This window comes from Pseudomonas sp. GM60 (assembly GCF_000282415.1).
In the GTDB taxonomy this organism is placed as follows: Bacteria; Pseudomonadota; Gammaproteobacteria; order Pseudomonadales; family Pseudomonadaceae; genus Aquipseudomonas; species Aquipseudomonas migulae.
This window is the reverse complement of sequence record NZ_AKJI01000027.1, coordinates 66,003-88,793: the sequence shown is the minus strand read 5'-3', so window position 1 is coordinate 88,793 and position 22,791 is coordinate 66,003. Positions and strand designations below refer to the sequence as shown.

Genomic DNA, 22,791 nt, shown 5'->3' with positions numbered 1-22,791 from the left:
AGATCGGCTGGCCACTGCCGTGGATGGTCGGCTCGTTGCTGGCGATCATCCTCGTGCGTTGCCTGACGCCCTGGCAATTGGCCGAAATCCCTGGCGGCCGCAAGGTCGGCCAGTGGGTCGTCGGCATCGGCATCGGCCTGCACTTCACCCCGGTGGTGATGGAGCAGGTGTTGAGCCACTTTGGCCTGATCTTCTTCGGTGCGTTGATCACCAGCCTGTCCGCCGTGGTCGGGGTCTGGTTGATGCGCCGTACCGGTGAGGATCGCGCCACCGCATTCTTTTCCAGCATGCCCGGCGGCTCAGGGGAGATGGTCAACCTTGGCGCACGCAATGGCGCGGTGCTCAGTCGCGTAGCGGCCGGGCAAAGCCTGCGGGTGCTGGTGGTGGTGCTTTGCGTACCGGCGGCGTTCAAGTATTTGCTGGGCGACGGCGTGCCGGTCTTTCATCCGACGGCCGTCAACTGGTGGTGGCTGGCCCTTCTATTTCCGGCGGGCGCCTTGGCAGCGTGGATTTGGGAACGTTTGCGTCAACCCAACCCGTGGCTGTTCGGGCCGTTGTTGGTCAGTGCGGCGGTGAGCATTGGTTGGGATCTGCACATTGGTTTGCCCAACGGCGCTAGCCAGATTGGCCAATGGCTGATCGGCAGTGGCTTGGGCTGCCACTTCAATCGGCAGTTTTTCCGGCGTGCGCCCTCGTTTATGGGGCGGACGTTGATTGGTACGGTGTTGACCATGTTGATCGCCACGGCGGCAGCCTTGGGATTGAGTGCGCTGACACATCTGGATTTGCGTTCGCTGACCCTGGGCATGATGCCCGGCGGGATTGCGGAGATGAGCCTGACGGCGGAGACCCTGCAATTGTCGGTGCCGCTGGTGACGGCGATGCAGGTGATGCGGCTGTTGTTTGTGTTGTTTCTGGCGGAGCCGTTGTTCAAGTATTGGAATCGGAATCCGGATTCGGTCTGATAGACCGAGTCGCCCCCATCGCGAGCAGGCTCACTCCCACACTGGATCTCCAGTGAACACAAATTTTGTGATCATCCGAGATCCAGTGTGGGAGTGAGCCTGCTCGCGATGGGGCCCGCCCTGCTAACCCATCAAACCGGCGGCAACCGCCAATCAATCGGCGTCTCGCCATTCTGCTCAAGAAACTTGTTGGTCCGGCTGAAGTGCCCGCACCCGAGAAACCCGCGATAAGCGGACAGCGGTGACGGATGCACCGACGTCAGCACCAGATGCTTGGTCGCGTCGATCAGCTTCTGTTTGCTCTGGGCATGTGCGCCCCACAGCATGAACACCAGATGCGGTTGCTGTTGGCTGACCACTTCAATGATCCGGTCGGTAAAAAACTGCCAGCCCTTGTCCTTGTGCGCATTGGCATTGGCGCGCTCGACAGTCATGGTGGTATTGAGCATCAACACGCCCTGATCGGCCCAGCTCTGCAGATAACCGTGATTGGGAATGTCGATGTTCAGGTCGCGTTTCAACTCCTTATAGATGTTCACCAGCGACGGTGGCGCCGGCACGCCCGGTTGCACCGAGAAGCACAATCCATGGGCCTGGCCTGGCCCGTGATACGGATCCTGACCGAGAATGACGACCTTGACCTTGTCCAGCGGCGTCGAGTTGAGCGCGTTGAAAATCATCGGGCCCGGCGGATAAATCTCCTTGCCGGCCGCACGCTCCTGTTGCAGGAAATCGCGCAACTCTGCCATGTAGGGCTGGTCGAATTCGGCACGCAGTGCCTCCTTCCAGCTCGGTTCGAGTTTGATACGGTCGTCAGCAGTCATGGTTACATCCGGCAAAAACAATGGGGCGAACCCTAGGAAACCCCATCACGCTTGTCAATTGATCTGACGCAGATCCGGCACTTTCCTGCATTGCGATCATACTGAACGCTCAAATTCCCGATCGAGGTCACGATGAATCTGCACTTCGAAGAACTCACCGGCACCGATGGCGCCCGCATCGGCGTTGCCAGCCTGGATGCCGAAAAATCCCTGAACGCCCTGTCCTTGCCAATGATCAACGCCCTGCGCGATCAACTGGACGCTTGGGCCAAGGATCCGCAAATCGTCTGCGTGCTATTGCGCGGTCATGGCGCCAAGGCCTTTTGCGCCGGTGGCGAAGTGCGCAGCCTGGTGGAAGCCTGTCGCGCGCACCCCGGCGTAGTGCCCCCGCTGGCCGCAACTTTCTTCGCAGCGGAATACCGGCTGGACTTCAGCCTGCACACCTACCCGAAACCGCTGATCTGCTGGGGTCACGGTTATGTACTCGGCGGCGGCATGGGCCTGCTGCAGGGCGCGAACATCCGCATTGTCACCCCGAGCAGCCGTTTGGCGATGCCGGAAATCAGCATTGGTTTGTATCCGGATGTCGGTGCCAGTTGGTTTCTGTCGCGCCTGCCCGGCAAGCTCGGCTTGTTCCTCGGCCTGACCGGCGCGCACATGAACGGTCGCGATGCGATCGATCTGTGCCTGGCCGACCGCTTCCTGCTCGATGAACAGCAAGAAGAGCTGATCGAAGGCTTGCTGCAATTGAACTGGCAAGAACAGACGCCGATGCAGCTCAACAGCCTGCTCAAGGCCCTGCAGCAGGAAGCGCTGGCGCGAATGCCCGAAGCCCAGTGGCTGCCGCGCCGCCAGCAGATCGACGAATTGCTGGATGTCAGTGATGTACGTTGCGCCTGGAAAGCCATCAGCCAACAGCGTGATAGCACGGACTTGGTACTTAGCCGCGCAGCGCGGACCCTGAGTGAAGGTTCGCCGCTGACCGCTCATCTGATCTGGCAACAGATCGCCCGCGCCCGGCATATGTCGCTGGCTCAGGTTTTCCAGATGGAATACACCTTGAGCCTCAACTGCTGCCGGCATCCGGAGTTCAGCGAAGGCGTGCGTGCGCGGTTGATCGACAAAGACCAGAAACCGCACTGGCATTGGCCTGATATCAATCACGTGCCGGATACGGTGGTGGAGGCGCATTTTCGCAAGGTCTGGGAAGGCCGGCATCCGCTGGCGGATTTGTAAGGTCACAAAACGAAATGTGGGAGCGGGCTTGCTCGCGAAGGCGGTTTGTCATTCATCAATGATGTGACTGACAATCCGCCTTCGCGAGCAAGCCCGCTCCCACAGGTATTGCATTCAACTCATGTTATCGGTGGCTGCCTCGGCCAGAGTGATCGCCGCGACCGTAGTGGTCACCTCGTCCACCGTGATTGCGTCCGCCACCACGGTAATCATTGTTCCAATTGCCACGGTTACGGCCATCCCAACCGCCCCGGCCATTGCCGTCCCAACCGCGCCCCTGATGCGCCCGGTAATCGCTTCGTGGCGAAGGCTGGTAATAACGCGGTGCCGGTTGATACACCCGCGGCTGGTAGTAGTACCGCGGCGTTGGCTGGTAATAGCGAGCCGGTGGTGAGTAATACCGGCGCGGCGAGGTGTAGTAACCGCCACTGGAGTAGTAACCCCCGCCATCTGAGTAGTACGGCGCGGGGGACGTGTAAACCTCGGAACTGTAGTAGCTGCCTCCTCCATCGGCATAGGGCACGCACGCGCCAAGTGACAATCCCAATACAGCCATCAGAAGAATTGGGCGGAGCTGTTTTCGACAGAGCATGGCGGCCTCCTGGACCGCGAGTGAGCCACACCAGCGACGCTGGCGAGCGACAGTCAATTATTCGGTGACTGTCGAAAGATCAGACATCGTTTTCGACATCCGGTGCGCTCTTGAAACAAGTTGAAACATCTAGCCGATGAAAGGTTTTTCATCTATTCACCCGCTGATTAATGGTGCCGCCCATGGTATCCACCGCCGTAATAACGAGGGTGATGCCCGCCCCAATAGTAGTAGCGATAGCCACCGTAAAAGCGCGGGCCATAGTAATAACGCGGGCCGTAATAGTAGGAATACGGCGCATAGCCGGGATAGTAATAAGGCGTGGAATACACGTCGTAGGTGCCGGCGTAGTAATAGCAGCCGGACAACCCGACACCGAGCACAACGCCCAGTAACAGTCGACGAAACATGGCGGCCTCCTGAAAGACCACAGCCGATACAGCCGGCTGACACCTGTTTTGACTGGCAATGCGTTGGCGAGTGCCGGACGACGCCCGACCTTCGGATCAGCGGCCAGCCACGCTGCATCTCAGTGCACGGGCGCACCATCACAAAGCAGCGAACGGCCCTTGCGCCCTCCCGAAAAATGGCAATCCCCCGGCCCAGAGCGCTTCGAGCGACTTGGCACGGCTCTCGCTTTAGCAAACCCGTGCAGGAGTCATCACAGGTTCGCGGCACCACAATTTGCAATGGCTGACTAGGGTTCCGGCTCGCTAACGCGAGTGGCTGGTCCGAGAGTTGGCGACCTCCAGTTGAGGTTACACGGCGGGACAAAAGCCCGGGAGACAAGCCACCGTTCGCGGTGCCGCATTGACTCCTGCCCGCCCTTGATCAACTGGAGAACCACCATGTCCCGACTTCGTTTACCCGCCCTCCTCGCCGCTGCCTTCGCAGCCATCGTGAGCGTCTCGTCCCAGGCCGCGCCAAAAGACCACTTCAGCGTCTGCTGGACCATTTATGCCGGCTGGATGCCCTGGGAATACGCAGGCAGCCAAGGCATCGTCGACAAATGGGCGAAGAAGTACGGCATCAAGATTGATGTGGTGCAGCTCAATGACTACGTCGAATCCATCAACCAATACACCGCCGGCCAGTTCGACGGCTGCACCATGACCAACATGGACGCGCTGACCATTCCGGCCGCCGGCGGCGTCGACAGCACCGCGCTGATCGTCAGCGACTTTTCCAACGGTAACGACGGCATCGTGCTCAAAGGCGACGGCAAGAAAGTCGCCGACCTCAAGGGCATGGACGTCAATCTGGTCGAGCTCTCGGTGTCCCATTACCTGCTGGCCCGGGCCCTGGATTCGGTAGACCTCACCGAGAAAGACCTGAAAGTGGTCAACACCTCCGACGCCGACATCTCCGCCGCTTTCAACACGGAGCAGGTCAACGCCGTCACCACCTGGAACCCGATGCTCTCGGACATCAAGGCCAAGCCGGGCGTGACCGAAGTGTTCAATTCCAGCCAGATCCCCGGCGAGATCATGGACATGATGGTGGTCAACAGCGCCACCCTCAAAGACAACCCGGCCCTGGGCAAGGCACTGACCGGCGCCTGGTTCGAAGTGGTCGAGTTGATGAACGCGAAAAACGCCGCCAGCAAGGCTGCGCTCGAACACATGGCCAAGGCCTCGGGCACTGACCTCGCGGGTTTCCAGGCGCAACTCGACACCACCAAACTGTTCGCCACGCCGCAAGAAGCCCTGGCGTTCTCCACCAGCAAGCAACTGCCGGAAACCATGCGCAAGGTCGCGGAGTTTTCCTTCCAGCACGGCTTGCTCGGTGAAGGCGCCAAGGACACCAGCGCGGTCGGCATGGCCTTCGCCAACGGCGTGACCAGCGGCGACAAGAGCAACCTCAAGCTTCGCTTCGATCCGAGTTACGTGCAGATGGCTGCCGACGCCAAGCTGTAACAAGAGGACCTGGCCATGCGCCTGATCAATCGCCACCCGGATCGCCCGAGTCGCCTGTTGTTGGTGATCCTGCCGTTCGCCCTGGTGCTGTTCGCCTACTTCATGGGCTCGGCCGAACGGCTGCTGGACAACCCTAACGACAAGCTGTTGCCGAGCGCCGTGCAAATGACCGACGCGGTGAAGCGCCTGGCGTTCACCGCCGACAGCCGCACCGGCGAATACGTGCTGTGGCAGGACACCGCGTCCAGCCTGCGTCGCCTGGCCATCGGCCTCGGCATCAGCGCGTTGGCCGGGTTGTGCCTGGGCATCGCCGCCGGCACGCTGCCGTTGTTCGGCGCGCCGTTGTCGCCGTTGCTGACGGTGCTGTCGATGGTGCCGCCGCTGGCGATCCTGCCGATTCTGTTCATCGTCTTTGGACTGGGGGAGTTATCGAAAGTGATGCTGATCGTCATCGGCATCACCCCGTGCCTGGCGCGGGATCTGGAACAACGCGCCCGGGAAATACCGGTCGAGTTGCTGATCAAGGCCCAGACCCTCGGCGCTTCGACCTGGACGCTGATGCTGCGCGTGGTGCTCCCGCAATTGTTGCCGCGCCTGCTGATCTCGTTGCGGCTGATGCTGGGTTCGGCGTGGTTGTTCTTGATCGCCGCCGAAGCCATCGCCTCTACCGACGGTCTCGGTTACCGGATTTTCCTGGTGCGCCGTTACCTGGCGATGGACGTGATCCTGCCGTACGTGGTGTGGATCACCCTGCTCGCCTGGCTGATGGATTGGGGCCTCAAGCGCCTGACTCAACGTGCGTTCCCTTGGTATGAAGGAGCCCGCGCATGAGCTTCATCACGGTAAAAAACGTCTGGCAGCAATACGCCGATCAAGTGGTGCTCGAAGGCTTGAACCTGAACGTCAACGAGGGTGAGTTCTGCACCTTGGTCGGCGCGTCGGGCTGCGGCAAATCGACCTTCCTGCGCCTGTTGCTCGGCCAGGAACGCGCCAGTCGCGGCGAGATTCTGCTGGACGGTCAACTGCTGGCCGGCGAACCGGATTCGAGCCGTGGCGTGGTGTTCCAGCGCTACTCGGTGTTCCCGCACCTGACGGTGCTGGACAACGTCGCCCTCGGCCTCGAACTGCCGCGCTCACCGCTGCTTGGGCGCCTGTTCGGCAGCGCTAAAAAAGACGCCCGCGAACAGGCCTCGGTGCTGCTGCAAAAGGTCGGCCTCGGCCACTCGCTGGACAAGTACCCGGCGCAGCTGTCCGGCGGCATGCAGCAACGGTTGGCCATCGCCCAGGCGCTGATCATGAAACCCCGCGTGTTGCTGCTCGACGAACCGTTCGGCGCGCTCGATCCGGGCATCCGCAAAGACATGCACGCCTTGCTGCTGGAGCTGTGGCGCGAGACGCAACTGACGGTGTTCATGGTCACCCACGACCTGTCCGAAGGTTTCAGCCTCGGCACCCGCTTGCTCGTATTCGACAAGGTCCGCGTCGACCCGCACGCCCCCGGCGCCTATGGCGCGCGCATCACTTACGACATCCCTTTGAACAGCGACCGCCGCGCCACGCGCGCCGCCGTCGATGCTCTGCCGACTGAATTGGCGGGCACGCTTCGTACCGCATAAGAGGATTTTTCACATGACTGATTCGACCCAACTGTTCCCGCCCTTCGCCGAGGAAATGCTCCCCGGCGGCGGCCATCGCTCCTTCGTATTGAAACGCGGCCAATTGCTGCGCCTGACCGACCTGCGCGGTGGCGCCAACGTCAGCCTGACGCTGCTCAACGCCAACGAAAAAACCGAACGCCTGAACCTGCCCGACAGCCTCAAATGCCAACACACCGCCAAGCTCACCACGGGCCATTGTTTGTACTCGGACATGGGCCGCGTGCTGGCGGCAATCACCGCCGACACCTGCGGCTGGAGCGACAGCCTCGGCGGCGTGCTGTGCGCTGAAGAAGTCGCGGAAAAATACGGCGCAGGCCGCTATCAGGAACTGCGCAACGGCTTCTTCCGCAACGGCACCGACAACCTGTTGGTGGAACTCGGCAAATGGGGTTTGGGCCTGTCGGACTTGCTGATGACCCTCAACCTGTTCAGCCGCGTGAACGTCGATGAAGCCGGGCGTTTTCACTTCGTCGAAGGCAACTCCAGGGCCGGCGACTACATCGAGTTGTACGCGCCGATGGACACGCTTGTGGTGCTCACCGCCCTGCAACATCCGATGGACCCGTCGCCGGAATACGCACCAAAACCATTGAAGCTGAGCTGGATGAACGCAGACGCCAGTGTCGCCGAACACTGCCGCACCTCGCGCCCGGAAAACGAGCGCGGCTTCATCAACACCGACCGCCTGTTCGCCTGAGGATCGCTGCCATGTCACTCGCAATCGCTACCGCTCAAAAGCATCCAGAAACAGCGGTCTACCGCGCCACCATTCCCGCCGGCGAACCGTGGCTGATGGAGGTCAAGGCCGGCCAGACCCTGCGCATCCTCGACCTGGAAGGCAATCAGGCGATTGATACGCTGTTCTACAGCGTCGCCAATCCGAAAGAACGCTACGACGTGCAACGCACCTTGCGCCGGCAGAACAGCGTCTACCTGAGCACCGGCAGCGTGCTCTATTCCAACCTCGGCAAACCGATGCTGACCATCGTCGCCGATACCTGCGGACGCCACGACACCCTCGGCGGTGCCTGCGCGCAAGAGAGCAACACCGTGCGCTACGCCCTGGAAAAACGCTACATGCACAGCTGCCGCGACAACTACCTGCGCGCCTGCGTCCACGACGGTCGACTGGGCAAGGGCGACATCGGGCCGAACATCAACTTCTTCATGAACGTGCCGGTCACGGCGGATGGCGGGCTGACCTTTGAGGACGGTATTTCGGCGCCGGGCAAGTACGTGGATTTGCGGGCGGAGATGGACGTGATCGTGCTGATTTCCAATTGTCCGCAACTGAATAACCCGTGCAATGCCTACAACCCTACGCCTGCGGAGCTGCTGGTATGGAATTGAAACTGAACCGTCTGCGTCGCTGGTTGTTTGCCCTGTGCCAGGCCCGTTCCGGGCAGTGCCTCAAACCTCAGGAACACCACCACCCACTGTAGGAGCGAGCCTGCTCGCGAAAAACCCAAGTGCGCCGCGGGGCATCTGGTTTTACGCGTAATCGTTCACGACCATCGCGAGCAGGCTCGCTCCTACAGGGGTCGGTGGTGGTTTGAAGTGAATTGGTTTTTTCCGCCGGGGACGACCCCGGCGCCCAACGAAAAACTGCGGGACGGCCCGCATCCCCTCCAGGGGTTATGCCATGTTCGAAAAAGTCCTGATTGCCAACCGTGGCGCCATTGCCTGCCGCGTCCTGCGCACCTTGCGTGAACTGCACGTCAAAGGTGTCGCCGTTTACTCCGAAGCCGATGCCGCGAGCCTGCACATCCTGCATGCCGATGAAGCCCACAGCCTCGGTGAAGGCGCGGCCGCCGGCACCTATCTGGCGGTCGATAAAATCCTCGCCATCGCCAAAGCCAGCGGCGCCACGGCGATCCATCCCGGCTACGGTTTCCTCTCGGAAAACGCCGCGTTCGCCGAAGCCTGCGAGGCGGCCAATATCGCATTCATTGGCCCGACGCCAGAACAGTTGCGCGTGTTCGGCCTCAAACACACCGCGCGCGCCCTGGCCAAGCAACACGACGTGCCGATGCTCGAAGGCACCGAGCTGCTCGACAGCCTCGACGCGGCATTGATCGCCGGCGATCAGGTCGGCTATCCGGTAATGCTCAAAAGCACTGCCGGTGGTGGTGGCATCGGCATGCGCGTGTGTCGCAGTGCTGACGAGTTGAGTGAATCCTTCGAAGCCGTAAAACGCCTCGGCCAAAACAATTTCAGCGATGCCGGCGTGTTCATCGAGAAGTACATCCAACGCGCCCGACACCTGGAAGTTCAAGTGTTCGGCGACGGTCGCGGTGAAGTGATCGCCCTCGGCGTGCGCGACTGTTCGGTACAACGGCGCAACCAGAAAGTCCTCGAAGAAACCCCGGCGCCGAACCTGCCCGACGGCATGGCCGATGAGCTGTGCGCGGCGGCGATCAAACTGGCAAAAGCGGTGAACTACCGCAGCGCCGGCACCGTGGAATTTGTGTTCGACAGCGCAGACCAGCGCTTCTACTTTCTGGAAGTGAACACCCGTTTGCAGGTGGAGCACGGCGTCACCGAACAGGTGTGGGGCGTGGATCTGGTGCGCTGGATGGTGGAACTGGCGGCGGGTGATTTGCCGCCGTTGAGCGTGTTGAGCCAAGGTTTGAAAGCCGAGGGGCATGCGATTCAGGCGCGGCTTTATGCGGAAGATCCGGGGCGCGATTTTCAACCGAGCCCCGGTTTGCTGACGGCTGTGAACTTCCCCACCGCCGACGGCAAACAGCTGCGGATCGACACCTGGGTCGAGGCCGGTTGCGAGATACCGCCGTACTTCGACCCGATGATCGCCAAGGTCATCTGCTGGGCGCCGACCCGCGAACAAGCGCGTGCGGATTTGCATCAAGCACTGGGCGACAGCCAGCTCTACGGCGTGGAAACCAACCGCGACTACCTGCGGCAGATTTTGCTCGACGCGCCGTTCACCAGCGGCCAACCGTGGACCCGTTGCCTCGAAGGTCTGGTGTATCAGGCCAACACTTTTGAAGTGCTCAGCGCCGGCACTCAAACCAGCGTTCAAGACTATCCGGGGCGACTCGGTTATTGGGCCGTGGGCGTGCCGCCGTCAGGGCCGATGGACAGTCGCGCATTGCGATTGGGCAACCTTTTGCTGGGTAACGACGAAGGCGCCGCCGCGCTGGAAATCACCATGAGCGGGCCGTTGCTGCGCTTCAATTGCGACGCGGTGGTGGCGGTCACCGGAGCAGTGATTCCGCTGACGTTGAACGGTGAAACCGTGGCGATGAACACGGCGCTGCTGGTTCCGGCAGGCACTACGTTGAGTCTCGGCACGATTGCTGGCGCAGGCGCCCGCAGCTATCTGTGTGTGCGCGGCGGACTGCAGGTGCCCAACTATCTGGGCAGCAAAAGCACCTTCACCCTCGGACAGTTTGGTGGCCATGGTGGTCGCGCATTACGGGCCGGTGATGTGTTGCATGTGCCGGCGTTGACCGATCACAGCGTCGGCGAGCAACTGCCTGCAATTGCTGAGCTGCCTGCCGTGCGGCAAATCCGGGTGATCTACGGCCCCCATGGCGCACCGGAATATTTCACCGAAAACTACATCGGCACGTTTTTCGAGACGCAGTGGGAAGTGCATTTCAACTCCAGCCGCACCGGCGTGCGCCTGATCGGGCCGAAGCCGGAATGGGTGCGTGCTGACGGTGGTGAGGCGGGGCTGCACCCGTCGAATATTCACGACAATCCGTACGCGATTGGCGCCGTGGATTTCACCGGGGACATGCCAGTGATTCTGGGGCCGGACGGCCCGAGCCTCGGCGGGTTTGTGTGCCCGGTGACGGTGATCGAGGCGGATCTTTGGCAACTCGGCCAGCTCAAGGCCGGGGACAAAGTGCAGTTCTCGCCAGTCGATATCAAAACCGCCCGCACCCTCGCCCTGAAATGGAATACCCCTTGTAGGAGCCGGCTTGCTGGCGATGGGGCCCTAACAGACACCGCGTCAATTTCATCGCCAGCAAGCCGGCTCCTACAGGGGGTTGTATCGCCTGTGGTTTTGGATTTGGGTCAGGACGATACGCGGTTGGTTGCGCGACTGTCGGGGGATACGCACCTGTTGCTTGAGATTGGCGCACCGGAACTGGACCTGGTCCTGCGCTTCCGCGCCCACGCCCTCATGCAAGCCCTGGAATGCAAACACCTGCACGGTGTGATCGACCTCACACCCGGCATCCGCTCGTTGCAAGTGCACTACCAACCCGAGCAACTGCCGCTGGCCGATCTGCTCGGTATCGTCGCCGGTGAATGGGACGCGGTGTGCGCCGCCAAGGATCTGCAAGTGCCCTCGCGCATCGTCCATCTGCCGCTGTCCTGGGACGACCCGGCCTGCCAATTGGCGATCGAGAAATACATGACCACCGTGCGCAAGGACGCACCGTGGTGCCCGAGCAATCTGGAGTTCATCCGCCGCATCAACGACCTGCCGAACCTCGATGAAGTACAGCGCACGGTGTTCGACGCCAGCTATCTGGTGATGGGGCTGGGCGACGTCTACCTCGGCGCGCCGGTCGCCACCCCGCTCGACCCGTGCCATCGCCTGGTGACCACCAAATACAACCCGGCCCGCACCTGGACTGCGGAAAACTCGGTGGGCATCGGCGGCGCGTACATGTGCGTGTACGGCATGGAAGGCCCCGGCGGTTATCAGTTCGTCGGTCGCACGTTGCAGATGTGGAACCGCTACCGCGAAGTCGCCGCGTTCGATGGCAAACCGTGGTTGCTGCGCTTCTTCGACCAGATCCGTTTCTACCCGGTGAGCGCCGATGAACTGCTGCGCATCCGTCGGGATTTCCCCCTCGGGCGCTTCGATTTGAACATCGAACACAGCCAGTTGAACCTCGCGGATTACCAGGCGTTCCTGACCAAAGAGTCCTCGAGCATTGCAGCTTTTCGGGATCAACAGAAAGGCGCGTTCAACGCCGAGCGCGAGCGCTGGATCGCCAGCGGCCAGGCCCACTTCGACAGTGAGGAAGCGGCCCCGGAAACGACCGAAGACGCACCGTTGGCCAGTGGCGAAATGAGCGTCGACAGCCACATCGCCGGCAACCTCTGGCAGGTCCAGGTGGAGACCGGCAGCCGCGTCGCCGCCGGCGATGTGCTGGTGATTCTGGAGTCGATGAAGATGGAAATCCCGCTGCTCGCACCGATGGCCGGCGTGGTACGCGAAATCCGCGTGCAACCGGGGTCGGCCGTGCGCGCCGGACAGCGCGTCGTGGTGCTGGAACTCGACTGAACCCATTTTGCAAAGGACTCACTTCATGCCCATCAATCTGCAACTCGACGCCCTGCGCAGCGCTTATCGCGACGCCAGCATCACACCGCGACAGCTGCTGCTGGCCCTGCGCGATAAAGCCGCCGCCCTGAACCCGGACTATCACCTGTTCATTCATTTGCTCAGCATTGAAGAACTGGAGCCGTACCTCGCCGCGCTCGACGGCCGCGATATCGACAGCCTGCCGCTGTACGGCGTGCCGTTCGCGATCAAGGACAACATCGATCTGGCGGGCATTCCGACCACGGCAGCGTGCCCGGCATTTGCCTATGTGCCGCAGCAGTCGGCGACCATCGTCGAGCAATTGCTGGCGCTGGGCGCGATTCCGCTGGGCAAGACCAACCTCGACCAGTTCGCCACCGGCCTCAACGGCAGCCGCTCGCCGTATGGCGCGTGCCCGAACAGCGTGTTGCCGGAGTATCCGTCAGGCGGTTCCAGCGCCGGTTCTTCGCTGGCGGTGGCGCTGGGCGTGGCGAGTTTTTCGTTGGGCACGGACACGGCGGGCTCGGGGCGAGTGCCGGCGGGGTTAAACAATCTGGTGGGGATGAAAGCCACCAAAGGGTTGATCTCCACGGCGGGCGTGGTGCCGGCCTGTCGTACGCTCGATTGCGTCACGACCTTTACCGCGACGGCTCGGGAAGCCAGTCAATTGCTGGCACTCACCGCGCATCTCGATCCACGGGACGAATACAGCCGACGTAATCCGCTGTGGAATGACGGCTCGGCGTTCGGCACACCGCGCCCCTTCCGCTTCGGCGTACCGCGTGCGCAGGACCTGGAGTTCTTCGGTTGCCCTGAAGGTCCGCTGTTGTTCGGCGATGCCATCGACCGGCTCAAGGCGTTGGGCGGTGAAGCCGTGGAACTGGATTTGTCGCCTTTCCTTGAAGCGGCGCGCCTGCTGTATGAAGGCCCGTGGGTGGCGGAGCGCTACAGCGTCGCCGGCGAGTTGATGGAGCAAAATCCTCAAGCGGTGTTGCCGGTGATTCGTGCGGTGTTGGCCAAGGCGCCGGCTGTGAACGGTGTGCAAACCTTCCGCGCCCAATATCGGCTGCAAGCCTTGAAAGCGCTGTGCGACAAGGCGCTGGATGGACTCGATTGCGTGGTCACGCCAACCATCGGCCGTCCCGTCACACTGGCGGAGCTTGAGGCTGAGCCGGTGCTGCGCAATTCGGAACTGGGTTACTACACCAACTTCATGAACCTGCTCGATTACGCCGCCGTCGCGGTGCCGAGCGGGTTCATGGGCAATGGTTTGCCGTGGGGCGTGACGGTGTTTGGCCGGGCGTTTACCGATCAGTATTTGTTGAGTGTGGCGGATGCGTTTCAGCGTCGTTCTCCTGCGCCCGCAACGGTCGCGCGTAACGATCATGCACGGCTGGTGGTGTGTGGCGCGCATCTGGATGGGTTGGCGCTGAACTGGCAGTTGAAGCGGCGCGGTGCGACGTTGGTCGAGACGACCTTCAGCTCGCCGGACTATCAACTGTATGCATTGGCCGGTGGCCCGCCGTTTCGTCCGGGGATGGTGCGGGTGAAGGATGGCGGCGTAGCGATTGCGGTGGAGGTCTGGGAGTTGCCGAGCAGTGAACTGGGGTCGTTTTTGACCGGGATTCCGGCACCGCTGGGGTTGGGCAAGGTGCAACTGGCGGATGGGCGTTGGGAGAGTGGGTTTATCTGCGAGGCGTATGGGCTGGAGGGGGCGGTGGACATCAGTCATTTGGGTGGATGGCGTGCGTACCTGACAGATTTGAGGTGATCTTTCGATTCGCGGGCAAGCCTCGCTCCTACAGGTTTACGCAATCCCCTGTAGGAGCGAGGCTTGCCCGCGAAGACGTCAGCACAGGCACCACAAGACCTGATCCTCGCCGATTCACCCCACAAATCCCGCAGTTATTTCCCCGCAGTGCCACTAGAATGCTCCCCAACGGGTCACTGCCAACGGAATCGCCATGCTGCTTCACTCGCCGCTGTATTCGCAACGTTCGCTGGTCCTCACGCTGATCGCGCTGCTGGGCGCAGGTTTTCTCGCCACGTCATTTCTCAGCTACTACGCCTCGCGCGCCTCGATCCGCGACAACATCGTCAACACCGAGCTGCCGCTGACTTCGGACACGGTCTACTCGGAAATTCAGAAAGACCTCGTCAGACCAATCCTGATTTCCTCGATGATGTCCCGCGACACCTTCATGCGTGATTGGGTGGTCAACGGCGAACACGACCCCGACCAGATGACCCGCTACCTCAACGAGGTCATGACCCACTACGGCGCCTACACCGCATTCTTCGTCTCCAACGGCACGCTCACCTACTACCACGCCAAAGGTGTGCTCAAGCAGGTCAAGGTCACTGAGCCGCGCGATGCCTGGTATTTCCGCGTGCGTGACATGGCTGCCCCTTACGAGATCAACGTCGACCCGGACCTGGCCAACAAGGACAACCTGACGTTCTTCATCAACTACAAGGTCTACGACTACAACAACCGTTTCATCGGCGCGGCAGGCGTTGGTCTGACCGTCGATGCGGTGATCAAGCTGATCGACAAGTATCAACAGCGCTATCAACGCAGTGTGTATTTCGTCGACAGCTTCGGCCGATTGGTGCTTACCGGTGCCGAGGGTGGCCCGCAGGGCGCGCATATCGGCCAGAAACTCAACGACCTGGAAAGCATGAAAGGCCTGGTCAACCAGCTGCCCAAGCCCCACAGCGGTAGCTACGAATATTCCGTCCAGGGCCAGGGCCATTTCCTCAACGTGCGCTTCATTCCAGAACTGAACTGGTACTTGTTCGTCGACAAACGCGAAGACGGCGCCCTCAACGAAATCCGCCAGTCGCTGTACCTCAACCTGGTGATTTGCCTGCTCGTGACCCTGACTGTGCTGGCCCTGCTCAACCGGGTGATCAAGCGTTATCAGGGCAAGATCCAGGCGCAGGCGACCCTCGACAGCCTGACCGAACTGCCGAACCGTCGCGGCTTCGATCTGCTGGCCGCACAAGCCATGCACGAAGCCCAACGCGAACCGAAACCGCTGACCGCGTTGCTGCTGGATCTGGACCACTTCAAGGCCTTGAACGACACCTACGGTCACCTCGCCGGCGATCAGGTGCTGATCGGCTTCGCAAGGGATCTGGAGAGTTGCCTGCGCCATTCCGACATCGTCTGCCGTTGGGGCGGCGAGGAATTCATCGTGCTGCTCAAGGACACGGACGGTGAGACCGGTCTGATGATTGCCGAGAAAATTCGTCAGCATGTCGAAGAACAGCTTTATGCCTACAACGGTCACACCTTGCAGCTGACGGTCAGCATTGGCTTGACCACGCTGCAACCGGATGACACCTTGCACACCCTGCTCTCCCGCGCCGATCATGCGATGTATCGGGCCAAGCAATCCGGCCGTAACCGTACCTGCGCGGAAATGCCTCACACCAGTTATGCATAGCCCTACATGAACAAGCCTGAATTCTGCCCGGCCTGCGGCGCCTCCAACGACTGCACCCTGGCCGACCCGCGAACCGCCGATCGGGCCTGCTGGTGCTACGGCGTCAGCATCGACCCGGCGGTGCTCGAAGCACTGCCGCCCGAACTGCGCGACAAATCCTGCCTGTGCCCGCGCTGCGCCCAGGTCGAGGCGCAGTTGTAAGCATCCTTGTGGCCGATCACGTAAGATGCGCGGCCCGTTTCCTGCCGATGTTTTGTCATGCGCGTTGACCGTTTCCTCAGCAACCTGCCCCGCTTCAACCGTAAGCAGGTTCGCCTGTTGCTGGTGGAAAAGCGCGTGCGGGTCGACGGAAAAATCGTCAGCGACCCTCACACCGAGGTGCTGGAGTTCAGCCGCGTCGAAGTCGATCAAGAAGTGCTGCAACTCGGCAAACCCGCCCGCTATTTCATGCTGCACAAGCCCCCCGGTTGCGTCAGCGCCACCCGCGACCCGGAGCACCCCACGGTGCTCGATCTGTTCGACGAGCCGGACAAGGAAGACCTGCACATCGCCGGCCGCCTGGATTTCAACACCACCGGCCTGATGCTGATCACCAACGACGGCAGTTGGTCGAGGCGCCTGACCCAGCCGCAGACCAAATTGCCCAAGGTCTACTACGTCGAGACCGAGCAAGACATCGGCCCGGAATATGCTTTGAAATTCAGCGAAGGCCTGTACTTCGCCTTCGAAGACCTCACCACGCTGCCGGCCGAACTGGCGCTGCTCGGGCCGAAATCAGCGCGTCTGAGCATCGTCGAAGGCCGTTATCACCAGGTGAAGCGGATGTTCGGCCACTTCGACAACAAAGTGCTGCGCCTGCACCGCGAACGCATGGGGCCGCTGGTGCTAGACAGCACGTTGAAACCGGGCGAATACCGCCCTTTGAGCGATGAAGAGATCGGATTGATCTAAGCAGCCTACCGCTCAGCAGAAGTTGTCGAACAATTTACGAATGGCACTTGCGCGATGCCGACTCCCCTGCTTGAATCAGGTCGTCAGCCGAAATGTGACTGACGAGTCACAACATACGTCCAAGAAACTTTTTGTCGGTTAGAGAACCTCAAGGTTCCGCCTCAGACCGACAGACTGCCCGCCAATAACAACACCCGTCGACCGGACTGCAATGGATCGACATGGGCCTTCAAATTCCAGGCATATGCCTACCTGTCACAAAGCTCGTGCAATCTCATTTGCGCGCATACCCGCTTGCCAGGAGTCTTATGACATGAGGCCAGAAATCGCTGTGCTGGATATACAAGGTCAGTATCGGGTTTACACGGAGTTCTATCGCGCAGACGCCGCAGAGAAGACCATTATCTTGGTCAACGGCTCGATGGCCACGACTGCGTCGTTTGCACAAACCGTGAAAAACCTCCACCCGCAGTTCAATGTGGTCTGCTACGACCAGCCCTACGCGGGCAAGTCAAAAGCCCACAACCTGCATGAAAAATTGCTGACCAAGGAAGTCGAAGGGCAGATCCTCCTGGAGCTGATCGACCACTTCGCCGCCGAACACGTGCTGTCGTTTTCCTGGGGCGGCGCCGCGACCCTGGTCGCCCTCGCCCAACAACCGCGACGGATCGAAAAAGCCGTGATCAGCTCGTTCTCCCCGGAGATCAACGCGCACATGCTCGACTACCTCGAGCGCGGCGTCGATTACCTCGGCAGCCGTGACGGCGACCGGGTCGGCAACCTGGTGAACAGCACCATCGGCAAACACCTGCCGACCCTGTTCAAGCGCTTCAACTACCGTCACGTCAGCAGCCTGGCCGATCATGAATACGGGCAGATGCACTTCCACATCAGCGACCTGCTGCACAGCGACCGCCAGTGCTTCTTCAAGGCTGCGGAGAAAATCAATGTGCCGGTGCTGTTCATGAACGGCGAATGGGACGAATACACCGCCGCCGATGGCGCGGCTTTGTTCGCCAACCACGTGCAACACGCCACGTTCACGACGCTGGATGCGACGGGCCACTTTCTCGACATGGAACACAAAGCCGCCTGCCGAGACAGTCGCAATGCGTTGCTGGGTTTCCTGAAACCTGAGCAACAGGCAAGCCGACCGCGTTACCACTACGTCCAGGACCAACATGCATTGTCCATCTGAAACAGCGTCATCGCGAGCAAGTCCCGCAGCCTAATGCAGTCCTGTAGGAGCGAGGCTTGCCCGCGAACGACCGTCACCCGGTCCGATGTCTTGTTTCACCTGTGCCAAAGCCCTCACGCGCAAAGAAAAACTTCATTTTCATGCGCACATCTGGTACAAAGTCAGCCGCTCTGAGCGGGTGTCGTATAATGGCATTACTCCAGCTTCCCAAGCTGATAACGAGGGTTCGATTCCCTTCACCCGCTCCAATCGAATTTATGTCTCACGTCAGGATGGTTTTGACGGGAGATGCAGAAACACAAAAAACCGGTCCAAGTGACCGGTTTTTTTGTGCCCGGAATCTGGAGTCCCGCGAGCCTGCCGCAAGGCCAGCCGACCCGATGCCCCTACCCTGCCCGCACGCCATGCAGTGCTATACTTTTCATGGCTTGAACGAAGTGAGAAGCGTTGCCCACGGGTACCGATACCGACTGCAAATTCCGGCAAACAGCTGCAAGACAGAGGAGGTCTACGGCAAGCACGGGATGGGAGGTGTGGCATGAATCGACACTATTACATCAGTGACAATCTCGACGACCTTGAAGCCGTTGAAAATGAACTGGAAGCCAACGGCATCAATTCCGAACAAATCCATGTGCTCAGCGAACATGTGGCTGATGTTGAACAACATCACCTGCACGAGATCAACTCGTTGATGGAGCAGGATGTCGTTCACTCTGGCGAAATCGGTGCGGTGATCGGTTTGCCACTCGCCGCGCTGGTCCTTGGCGGCGCCTACTGGCTGGGCTGGACCGAATCCGTCGCAGGCTGGATGCCTTTTATCTTTCTCGCCGTTGTTATATTCGGCTTCTGCATCTGGGAAGGCGGTTTTTTTGGTATTCAGGTGCCAAACGCTCACTTCCGCAGTTTTAAACAGGTGGTAGAAGAGGGAAAACACATCTTCTTTGTGGACGTCGAGCCGAATCAAGAGCCGGTTCTGGACGGGGTTCTCGAACACCATCCACTGCTGAAGATCGCCGGTACAGGCACGGCAGCCCCTCACTGGACAGTCGCCTGGCTGCACAGGTGGCATCAGTTCAAGCGAACGATATAAAGGCATTGGTTGCCGATCAGTCCCCGGAGGCTCAAGGCCGTCCGGGGCGTTTGCTATTGACCGAAGAAAATCACCCGACTGAGAAACACATAGTCCGCCTCGGTGGCCATCAGTCCGACAAGCACCAGTAAACACAACGGTGGCACCAGGATGGCGTAGACCATGGCCAATCGTTCCCAGGCCATGTGCATGAAGATGGAGACGATCAGACCGGCCTTCAGCAACATGAAGGTGATGATCAGGGCCCAGCGAAGGTAGCCGTGGAAGTGAAAGTAATCGACCAGGTACGACAGGGTACTGAGGACGAATAACAGCCCCCAGATTTTCAGGTACAGGCTGATCGGATGTTGCTGACCTTGAGCATGCGCCATCATCAGTGCTCCTCTGCGGATCCTGCTCTCCCCTTCATGAACAGCGTCCCGGATTTACCATAAATAGAAAAACGCAAAAATAAACACCCACACCAAATCCACGAAGTGCCAGTACAGCCCGGCTATCTCGACGTTTTGATAGTTTCCGGAGCGCTCATAATCGCCCCGCAATACTTTCCTCGCCACAATGCTGAGGTAGAGGGCGCCGATGGACACATGCAGGCCGTGAAAACCGGTAATCATGAAAAAGCTGGCGCCAAATTGCGCCGCTCCCATGGGGTTCCCCCAGGGACGTACCCCTTCTGCGATGAGCTTGCTCCATTCAAATGCCTGCATGCCGACGAAGGTCACGCCCAAGGCAGCGGTCGCCAACATCAGGGCAGTGGTTTTCGCGCGATCACAGCGATAGGCATAGTTCACGGCCATGGCCATGGTGCCGCTGCTGCTGATCAGCACAAACGTCATGATGGCGATCAGAATCAACGGGATTTCTCGACCGCCGATGGTCAAGGCGAACACTTCACTGGGGTTTGGCCAAGCCGTGGTGATGGTCATGCGAACCGACATGTAGCCGGTCAAGAAACAGGTGAATATAAATGTGTCGCTGAGCAGGAATATCCACATCATCGCCTTGCCCCAAGGCACCTGCTTGAAAGCCTCCTTGTCCGAGGCCCAGTCATTGGCGATGCCTTGCCATCCTGGTGCAGACGGCGAGCCGAGGGTATTGGATGAGCTTTCGCCTGGAGCTTGTGGATGCGATGCCATGGCTGATCACCTCAAGCCGCAGAGTCTGGCGATGGCTTCATAAGTCTGTGGCGTGCTGGTCAGCAAAGCGAATAACACAATCCACAGACCCAATAAGTAATGCCAGTAGATGGCACAGAGTTCGACGCTGGCGCTGAGTTGCGGCAACGGCACGTGACTCAGGAATCTGGCGACGGTCCTGCCCCAGGCAAACAACCCGCCCAGCAGGTGGAGCCCGTGCACACCGGTCAACAGGTAGAAGAAACTATTGGCCGGGTTGCTGGCGACAAAATAGCCCCAGGCGACAAACTGCTGCCAGACCCAGAACTGCCCCGCCAGAAAGGCAATTGCAAATACGCCTCCCACTACAAAGCCAATGACCGTTGCGTTCAGCCGGGCCCGGCGAGCGGCCATGCGCGCCCACTGCAACGCGATGCAACTCAACACCAGAAACGCCGAATTCACCCAGAGTTGCCATGGATTGGCTAACGGCGCCAAGGGCTCTGTCAGCGGTAGCCAGTCAGACATTTGTGAACGGGCGATAAAGGCCAGCAGAAAGAGAAAGAACAACGAACTCACCACGACCAGAAACAGGCGCAGGCCTATTTTTGCGGTCTGGTTTCGATCGGCACCTTCAGCGGACTGAATCCCTTCGGGATCACGACTCCAGCTGCCGTTGGGGTCCGCGCCATCGGCGTTTTTCAATAGCAGTCTGTTCATGTTTTAACGTCCGCTATCCGGGGTCCGGCACTGAGTTGCCGCATCTGCTCCAGCTCCTCGGCGGAGATTGTTTGCGGCACGAAATCCTGTTCAATCCCCGGAACGCTGTAGTCATAGGCCCAACGATGCACGACCGGCAGCTTCGCGCCCCAGTTACCGTGTATCGGCGGAGTGTTCGGCGTTTGCCACTCCAGGCTGGCCGCGCCCCACGGGTTGCCGCCGGCGGGCTTGCCCTTGAATGTGCTCCAAGCCAGGTTGAACACAAACAGCAGCTGGGAAACGCCGACGGTCAAGGCCACCACCGTAATGAAAGCATTCAACTCTTGCGCCGACTGCGGGATGAACGCGTAGTTGTCATAAGCGTAATAACGGCGCGGCATGCCCTGGAAACCCAGGTAGTGCATGGGGAAGAAGATGGCGTAGGTGCCCAGGAAGGTAATCCAGAAATGCAACTTGCCCAGTGTGTCATTCAACAGGCGCCCGGTGACTTTCGGGAACCAGTGATAAATGCCGCCAAACACCACCAGTACCGGCGCGACGCCCATGACCATATGAAAATGGGCGACGACGAAATAGGTGTCCGAGAGCGGAATGTCCACGATCACATTGCCGAGAAACAACCCGGTCAGGCCACCGACCAGGAAGGTGACGATAAAGGCCAGGGCAAACAGCATCGGCACGGTCAGATGAATGTCGCCGTGCCACAGGGTCAGCACCCAGTTGTAGACTTTCAATGCGGTCGGCACCGCGATGATCAAGGTGGTGACGGCGAAGAAAAAGCCAAAGTACGGGTTCATTCCGCTGACATACATATGGTGCGCCCAGACCACAAAGCTGAGCACGCCAATCGCGATAATGGCCCACACCATCATTCGGTAACCGAAGATGTTTTTCCGCGCATGGGTGCTGATCAGGTCCGAGACCAGGCCAAACGCCGGGAGCGCAACGATGTAGACCTCCGGGTGGCCAAAGAACCAGAACAGGTGCTGGAACAAGATGGGGCTGCCCCCTTGATGATCGAGTTGCTGCCCCAGAGAGATGATCGCCGGCATAAAGAAACTGGTGCCCAACAGTTTGTCGAACAGCATCATGACGGCGCTGACAAACAACGCCGGGAACGCCAGCAAGGCCATGATCGAGGCCATGAAGATTCCCCACACCGAGAGCGGCATGCGAAACAACGTCATGCCGTGGGTGCGCGCCTGCAACACCGTGGTGACGTAGTTCAACCCGCCCATGGTGGCGGCAACAATAAAAATCGCCAGAGAGACGAGCATCAGGACGATGCCCCACTCGACCCCCGGTGTCCCCTGGGTAATGGACTGTGGCGGATAGAGCGTCCAGCCCGAACCGGTGGGGCCGCCCGGGACAAAGAAACTGGAGAGCAACACCACGACAGCCAACAGGTAAAACCAGTAGCTGAGCATGTTGACGTAGGGGAAGACCATGTCGCGGGCGCCCACCATCAGCGGGATCAGATAGTTGCCGAAGCCTCCCAGAAACAAGGCCGTCAGCAAATAAATAACCATGATCATGCCGTGCATGGTCATCGCCTGGTAATAAGCACTGGCGTCCATGAACGCCAAACTGCCGGGGAAGCCAATCTGCATGCGCATCAAGCCGGACAGCACCACGGCGATAAGACCCACGAACAGCGCCGTCAAGGAATATTGAACGGCAATGACCTTGTGGTCCTGACTCCAGATGTATTTGGTCAGGAAACTTTTCGGCTCGTGCAGTGCCTCTGTTTCGGCTTGCTCCGCATAGGCCATCACGTC

General features: G+C 60.1%; 21 protein-coding genes, 1 tRNA gene and 1 riboswitch. Of the genes, 15 read left to right on the top strand and 7 right to left on the bottom strand.

Annotated features, from left to right (window positions below; genetic code table 11):
* Nucleotides 1-2 precede the first annotated feature (2 nt).
* Nucleotides 3-965, top strand: a complete 963-nt coding sequence (locus PMI32_RS23750) for an AbrB family transcriptional regulator (RefSeq protein ID WP_008025788.1) — start codon at nucleotides 3-5, stop codon at nucleotides 963-965.
* A 131-nt stretch (nucleotides 966-1,096) separates the two neighbouring features.
* Here PMI32_RS23750 and ung read toward each other — a convergent pair whose 3' ends face one another.
* Nucleotides 1,097-1,789: a uracil-DNA glycosylase gene (ung, locus tag PMI32_RS23755; RefSeq protein ID WP_008025785.1), complete on the bottom strand. Its 693-nt coding sequence runs from the start codon at nucleotides 1,787-1,789 to the stop codon at nucleotides 1,097-1,099.
* A 132-nt stretch (nucleotides 1,790-1,921) separates the two neighbouring features.
* Between ung and dspII the strand changes: the two genes are divergently transcribed.
* Nucleotides 1,922-3,025 carry an enoyl-CoA hydratase/isomerase DspII gene (gene dspII, locus PMI32_RS23760; protein ID WP_008025784.1) on the top strand — a complete coding sequence of 368 codons (1,104 nt, stop codon included), beginning with the start codon at nucleotides 1,922-1,924 and terminating at the stop codon, nucleotides 3,023-3,025.
* Nucleotides 3,026-3,149: 124 nt separating this feature from the next.
* Here dspII and PMI32_RS29560 read toward each other — a convergent pair whose 3' ends face one another.
* Together PMI32_RS29560 and PMI32_RS23765 are read right to left on the bottom strand one after the other, a co-directional pair.
* Nucleotides 3,150-3,617, bottom strand: coding sequence for a hypothetical protein (locus tag PMI32_RS29560; RefSeq protein WP_008025782.1), 468 nt, complete (start codon nucleotides 3,615-3,617; stop codon nucleotides 3,150-3,152).
* A 167-nt stretch (nucleotides 3,618-3,784) separates the two neighbouring features.
* Nucleotides 3,785-4,027: a hypothetical protein gene (locus PMI32_RS23765; RefSeq protein ID WP_008025780.1), complete on the bottom strand. Its 243-nt coding sequence runs from the start codon at nucleotides 4,025-4,027 to the stop codon at nucleotides 3,785-3,787.
* Nucleotides 4,028-4,303: 276 nt separating this feature from the next.
* A riboswitch (guanidine-I (ykkC/yxkD leader) is annotated at nucleotides 4,304-4,404 on the top strand.
* Nucleotides 4,405-4,465: 61 nt separating this feature from the next.
* Between PMI32_RS23765 and PMI32_RS23770 the strand changes: the two genes are divergently transcribed.
* From PMI32_RS23770 to PMI32_RS23825, 13 genes are all read left to right on the top strand, one after another.
* Nucleotides 4,466-5,533 (top strand): putative urea ABC transporter substrate-binding protein, encoded by a 1,068-nt coding sequence (locus tag PMI32_RS23770; RefSeq protein ID WP_008025779.1) that lies wholly within the window; start codon nucleotides 4,466-4,468, stop codon nucleotides 5,531-5,533.
* A 15-nt stretch (nucleotides 5,534-5,548) separates the two neighbouring features.
* The gene (locus PMI32_RS23775) at nucleotides 5,549-6,364 is read left to right on the top strand and encodes an ABC transporter permease (RefSeq protein WP_008025776.1); all 816 of its coding nucleotides are present in this window, start codon (nucleotides 5,549-5,551) and stop codon (nucleotides 6,362-6,364) included.
* Nucleotides 6,361-7,149, top strand: a complete 789-nt coding sequence (locus tag PMI32_RS23780; RefSeq protein ID WP_008025774.1) for an ABC transporter ATP-binding protein — start codon at nucleotides 6,361-6,363, stop codon at nucleotides 7,147-7,149. The genes PMI32_RS23775 and PMI32_RS23780 overlap by 4 nt, the downstream gene beginning before the upstream one ends.
* Before the next feature lie 13 nt (nucleotides 7,150-7,162).
* Nucleotides 7,163-7,888, top strand: coding sequence for an urea amidolyase associated protein UAAP1 (locus tag PMI32_RS23785; protein WP_008025773.1), 726 nt, complete (start codon nucleotides 7,163-7,165; stop codon nucleotides 7,886-7,888).
* Between the two features lie 11 nt (nucleotides 7,889-7,899).
* Complete coding sequence (locus tag PMI32_RS23790) at nucleotides 7,900-8,541, top strand: urea amidolyase associated protein UAAP2 (RefSeq protein WP_008025771.1); 642 nt, start codon at nucleotides 7,900-7,902, stop codon at nucleotides 8,539-8,541.
* A 292-nt stretch (nucleotides 8,542-8,833) separates the two neighbouring features.
* On the top strand, nucleotides 8,834-12,463 hold the full coding sequence (uca, locus tag PMI32_RS23795; RefSeq protein WP_008025767.1) for an urea carboxylase: 3,630 nt from the start codon (nucleotides 8,834-8,836) through the stop codon (nucleotides 12,461-12,463).
* A gap of 25 nt (nucleotides 12,464-12,488) precedes the next feature.
* A complete protein-coding gene (atzF, locus tag PMI32_RS23800) occupies nucleotides 12,489-14,255 on the top strand; it encodes an allophanate hydrolase (RefSeq protein WP_008025766.1) in 1,767 nt (588 codons plus the stop codon).
* 193 nt (nucleotides 14,256-14,448) lie between these two features.
* Complete coding sequence (locus PMI32_RS23805) at nucleotides 14,449-15,936, top strand: sensor domain-containing diguanylate cyclase (protein ID WP_008025764.1); 1,488 nt, start codon at nucleotides 14,449-14,451, stop codon at nucleotides 15,934-15,936.
* 6 nt (nucleotides 15,937-15,942) lie between these two features.
* Nucleotides 15,943-16,137: a cysteine-rich CWC family protein gene (locus PMI32_RS23810; protein ID WP_008025763.1), complete on the top strand. Its 195-nt coding sequence runs from the start codon at nucleotides 15,943-15,945 to the stop codon at nucleotides 16,135-16,137.
* Between the two features lie 57 nt (nucleotides 16,138-16,194).
* On the top strand, nucleotides 16,195-16,887 hold the full coding sequence (locus tag PMI32_RS23815; protein ID WP_008025762.1) for a pseudouridine synthase: 693 nt from the start codon (nucleotides 16,195-16,197) through the stop codon (nucleotides 16,885-16,887).
* Between the two features lie 313 nt (nucleotides 16,888-17,200).
* On the top strand, nucleotides 17,201-18,085 hold the full coding sequence (locus tag PMI32_RS23820) for an alpha/beta fold hydrolase (RefSeq protein WP_008025760.1): 885 nt from the start codon (nucleotides 17,201-17,203) through the stop codon (nucleotides 18,083-18,085).
* Between the two features lie 174 nt (nucleotides 18,086-18,259).
* Nucleotides 18,260-18,333: transfer RNA gene (locus PMI32_RS0128675), tRNA-Gly, on the top strand.
* A gap of 290 nt (nucleotides 18,334-18,623) precedes the next feature.
* Complete coding sequence (locus PMI32_RS23825) at nucleotides 18,624-19,178, top strand: hypothetical protein (RefSeq protein WP_008025758.1); 555 nt, start codon at nucleotides 18,624-18,626, stop codon at nucleotides 19,176-19,178.
* A gap of 53 nt (nucleotides 19,179-19,231) precedes the next feature.
* Here PMI32_RS23825 and PMI32_RS23830 read toward each other — a convergent pair whose 3' ends face one another.
* The 4 genes from PMI32_RS23830 to ctaD are packed head-to-tail and all read right to left on the bottom strand — an operon-like array spanning nucleotide 19,232 to nucleotide 22,785.
* A complete protein-coding gene (locus tag PMI32_RS23830; RefSeq protein WP_007988247.1) occupies nucleotides 19,232-19,549 on the bottom strand; it encodes a cytochrome C oxidase subunit IV family protein in 318 nt (105 codons plus the stop codon).
* Between the two features lie 54 nt (nucleotides 19,550-19,603).
* Nucleotides 19,604-20,314, bottom strand: coding sequence for a heme-copper oxidase subunit III family protein (locus tag PMI32_RS23835; protein ID WP_008025754.1), 711 nt, complete (start codon nucleotides 20,312-20,314; stop codon nucleotides 19,604-19,606).
* A 6-nt stretch (nucleotides 20,315-20,320) separates the two neighbouring features.
* Nucleotides 20,321-21,013 carry a cytochrome c oxidase subunit 3 gene (locus PMI32_RS23840; protein WP_008025753.1) on the bottom strand — a complete coding sequence of 231 codons (693 nt, stop codon included), beginning with the start codon at nucleotides 21,011-21,013 and terminating at the stop codon, nucleotides 20,321-20,323.
* Nucleotides 21,010-22,785, bottom strand: a complete 1,776-nt coding sequence (gene ctaD / locus PMI32_RS23845) for a cytochrome c oxidase subunit I (RefSeq protein ID WP_008025752.1) — start codon at nucleotides 22,783-22,785, stop codon at nucleotides 21,010-21,012. Before ctaD ends, PMI32_RS23840 begins: the two co-directional genes overlap by 4 nt.
* Nucleotides 22,786-22,791: the final 6 nt, after the last annotated feature.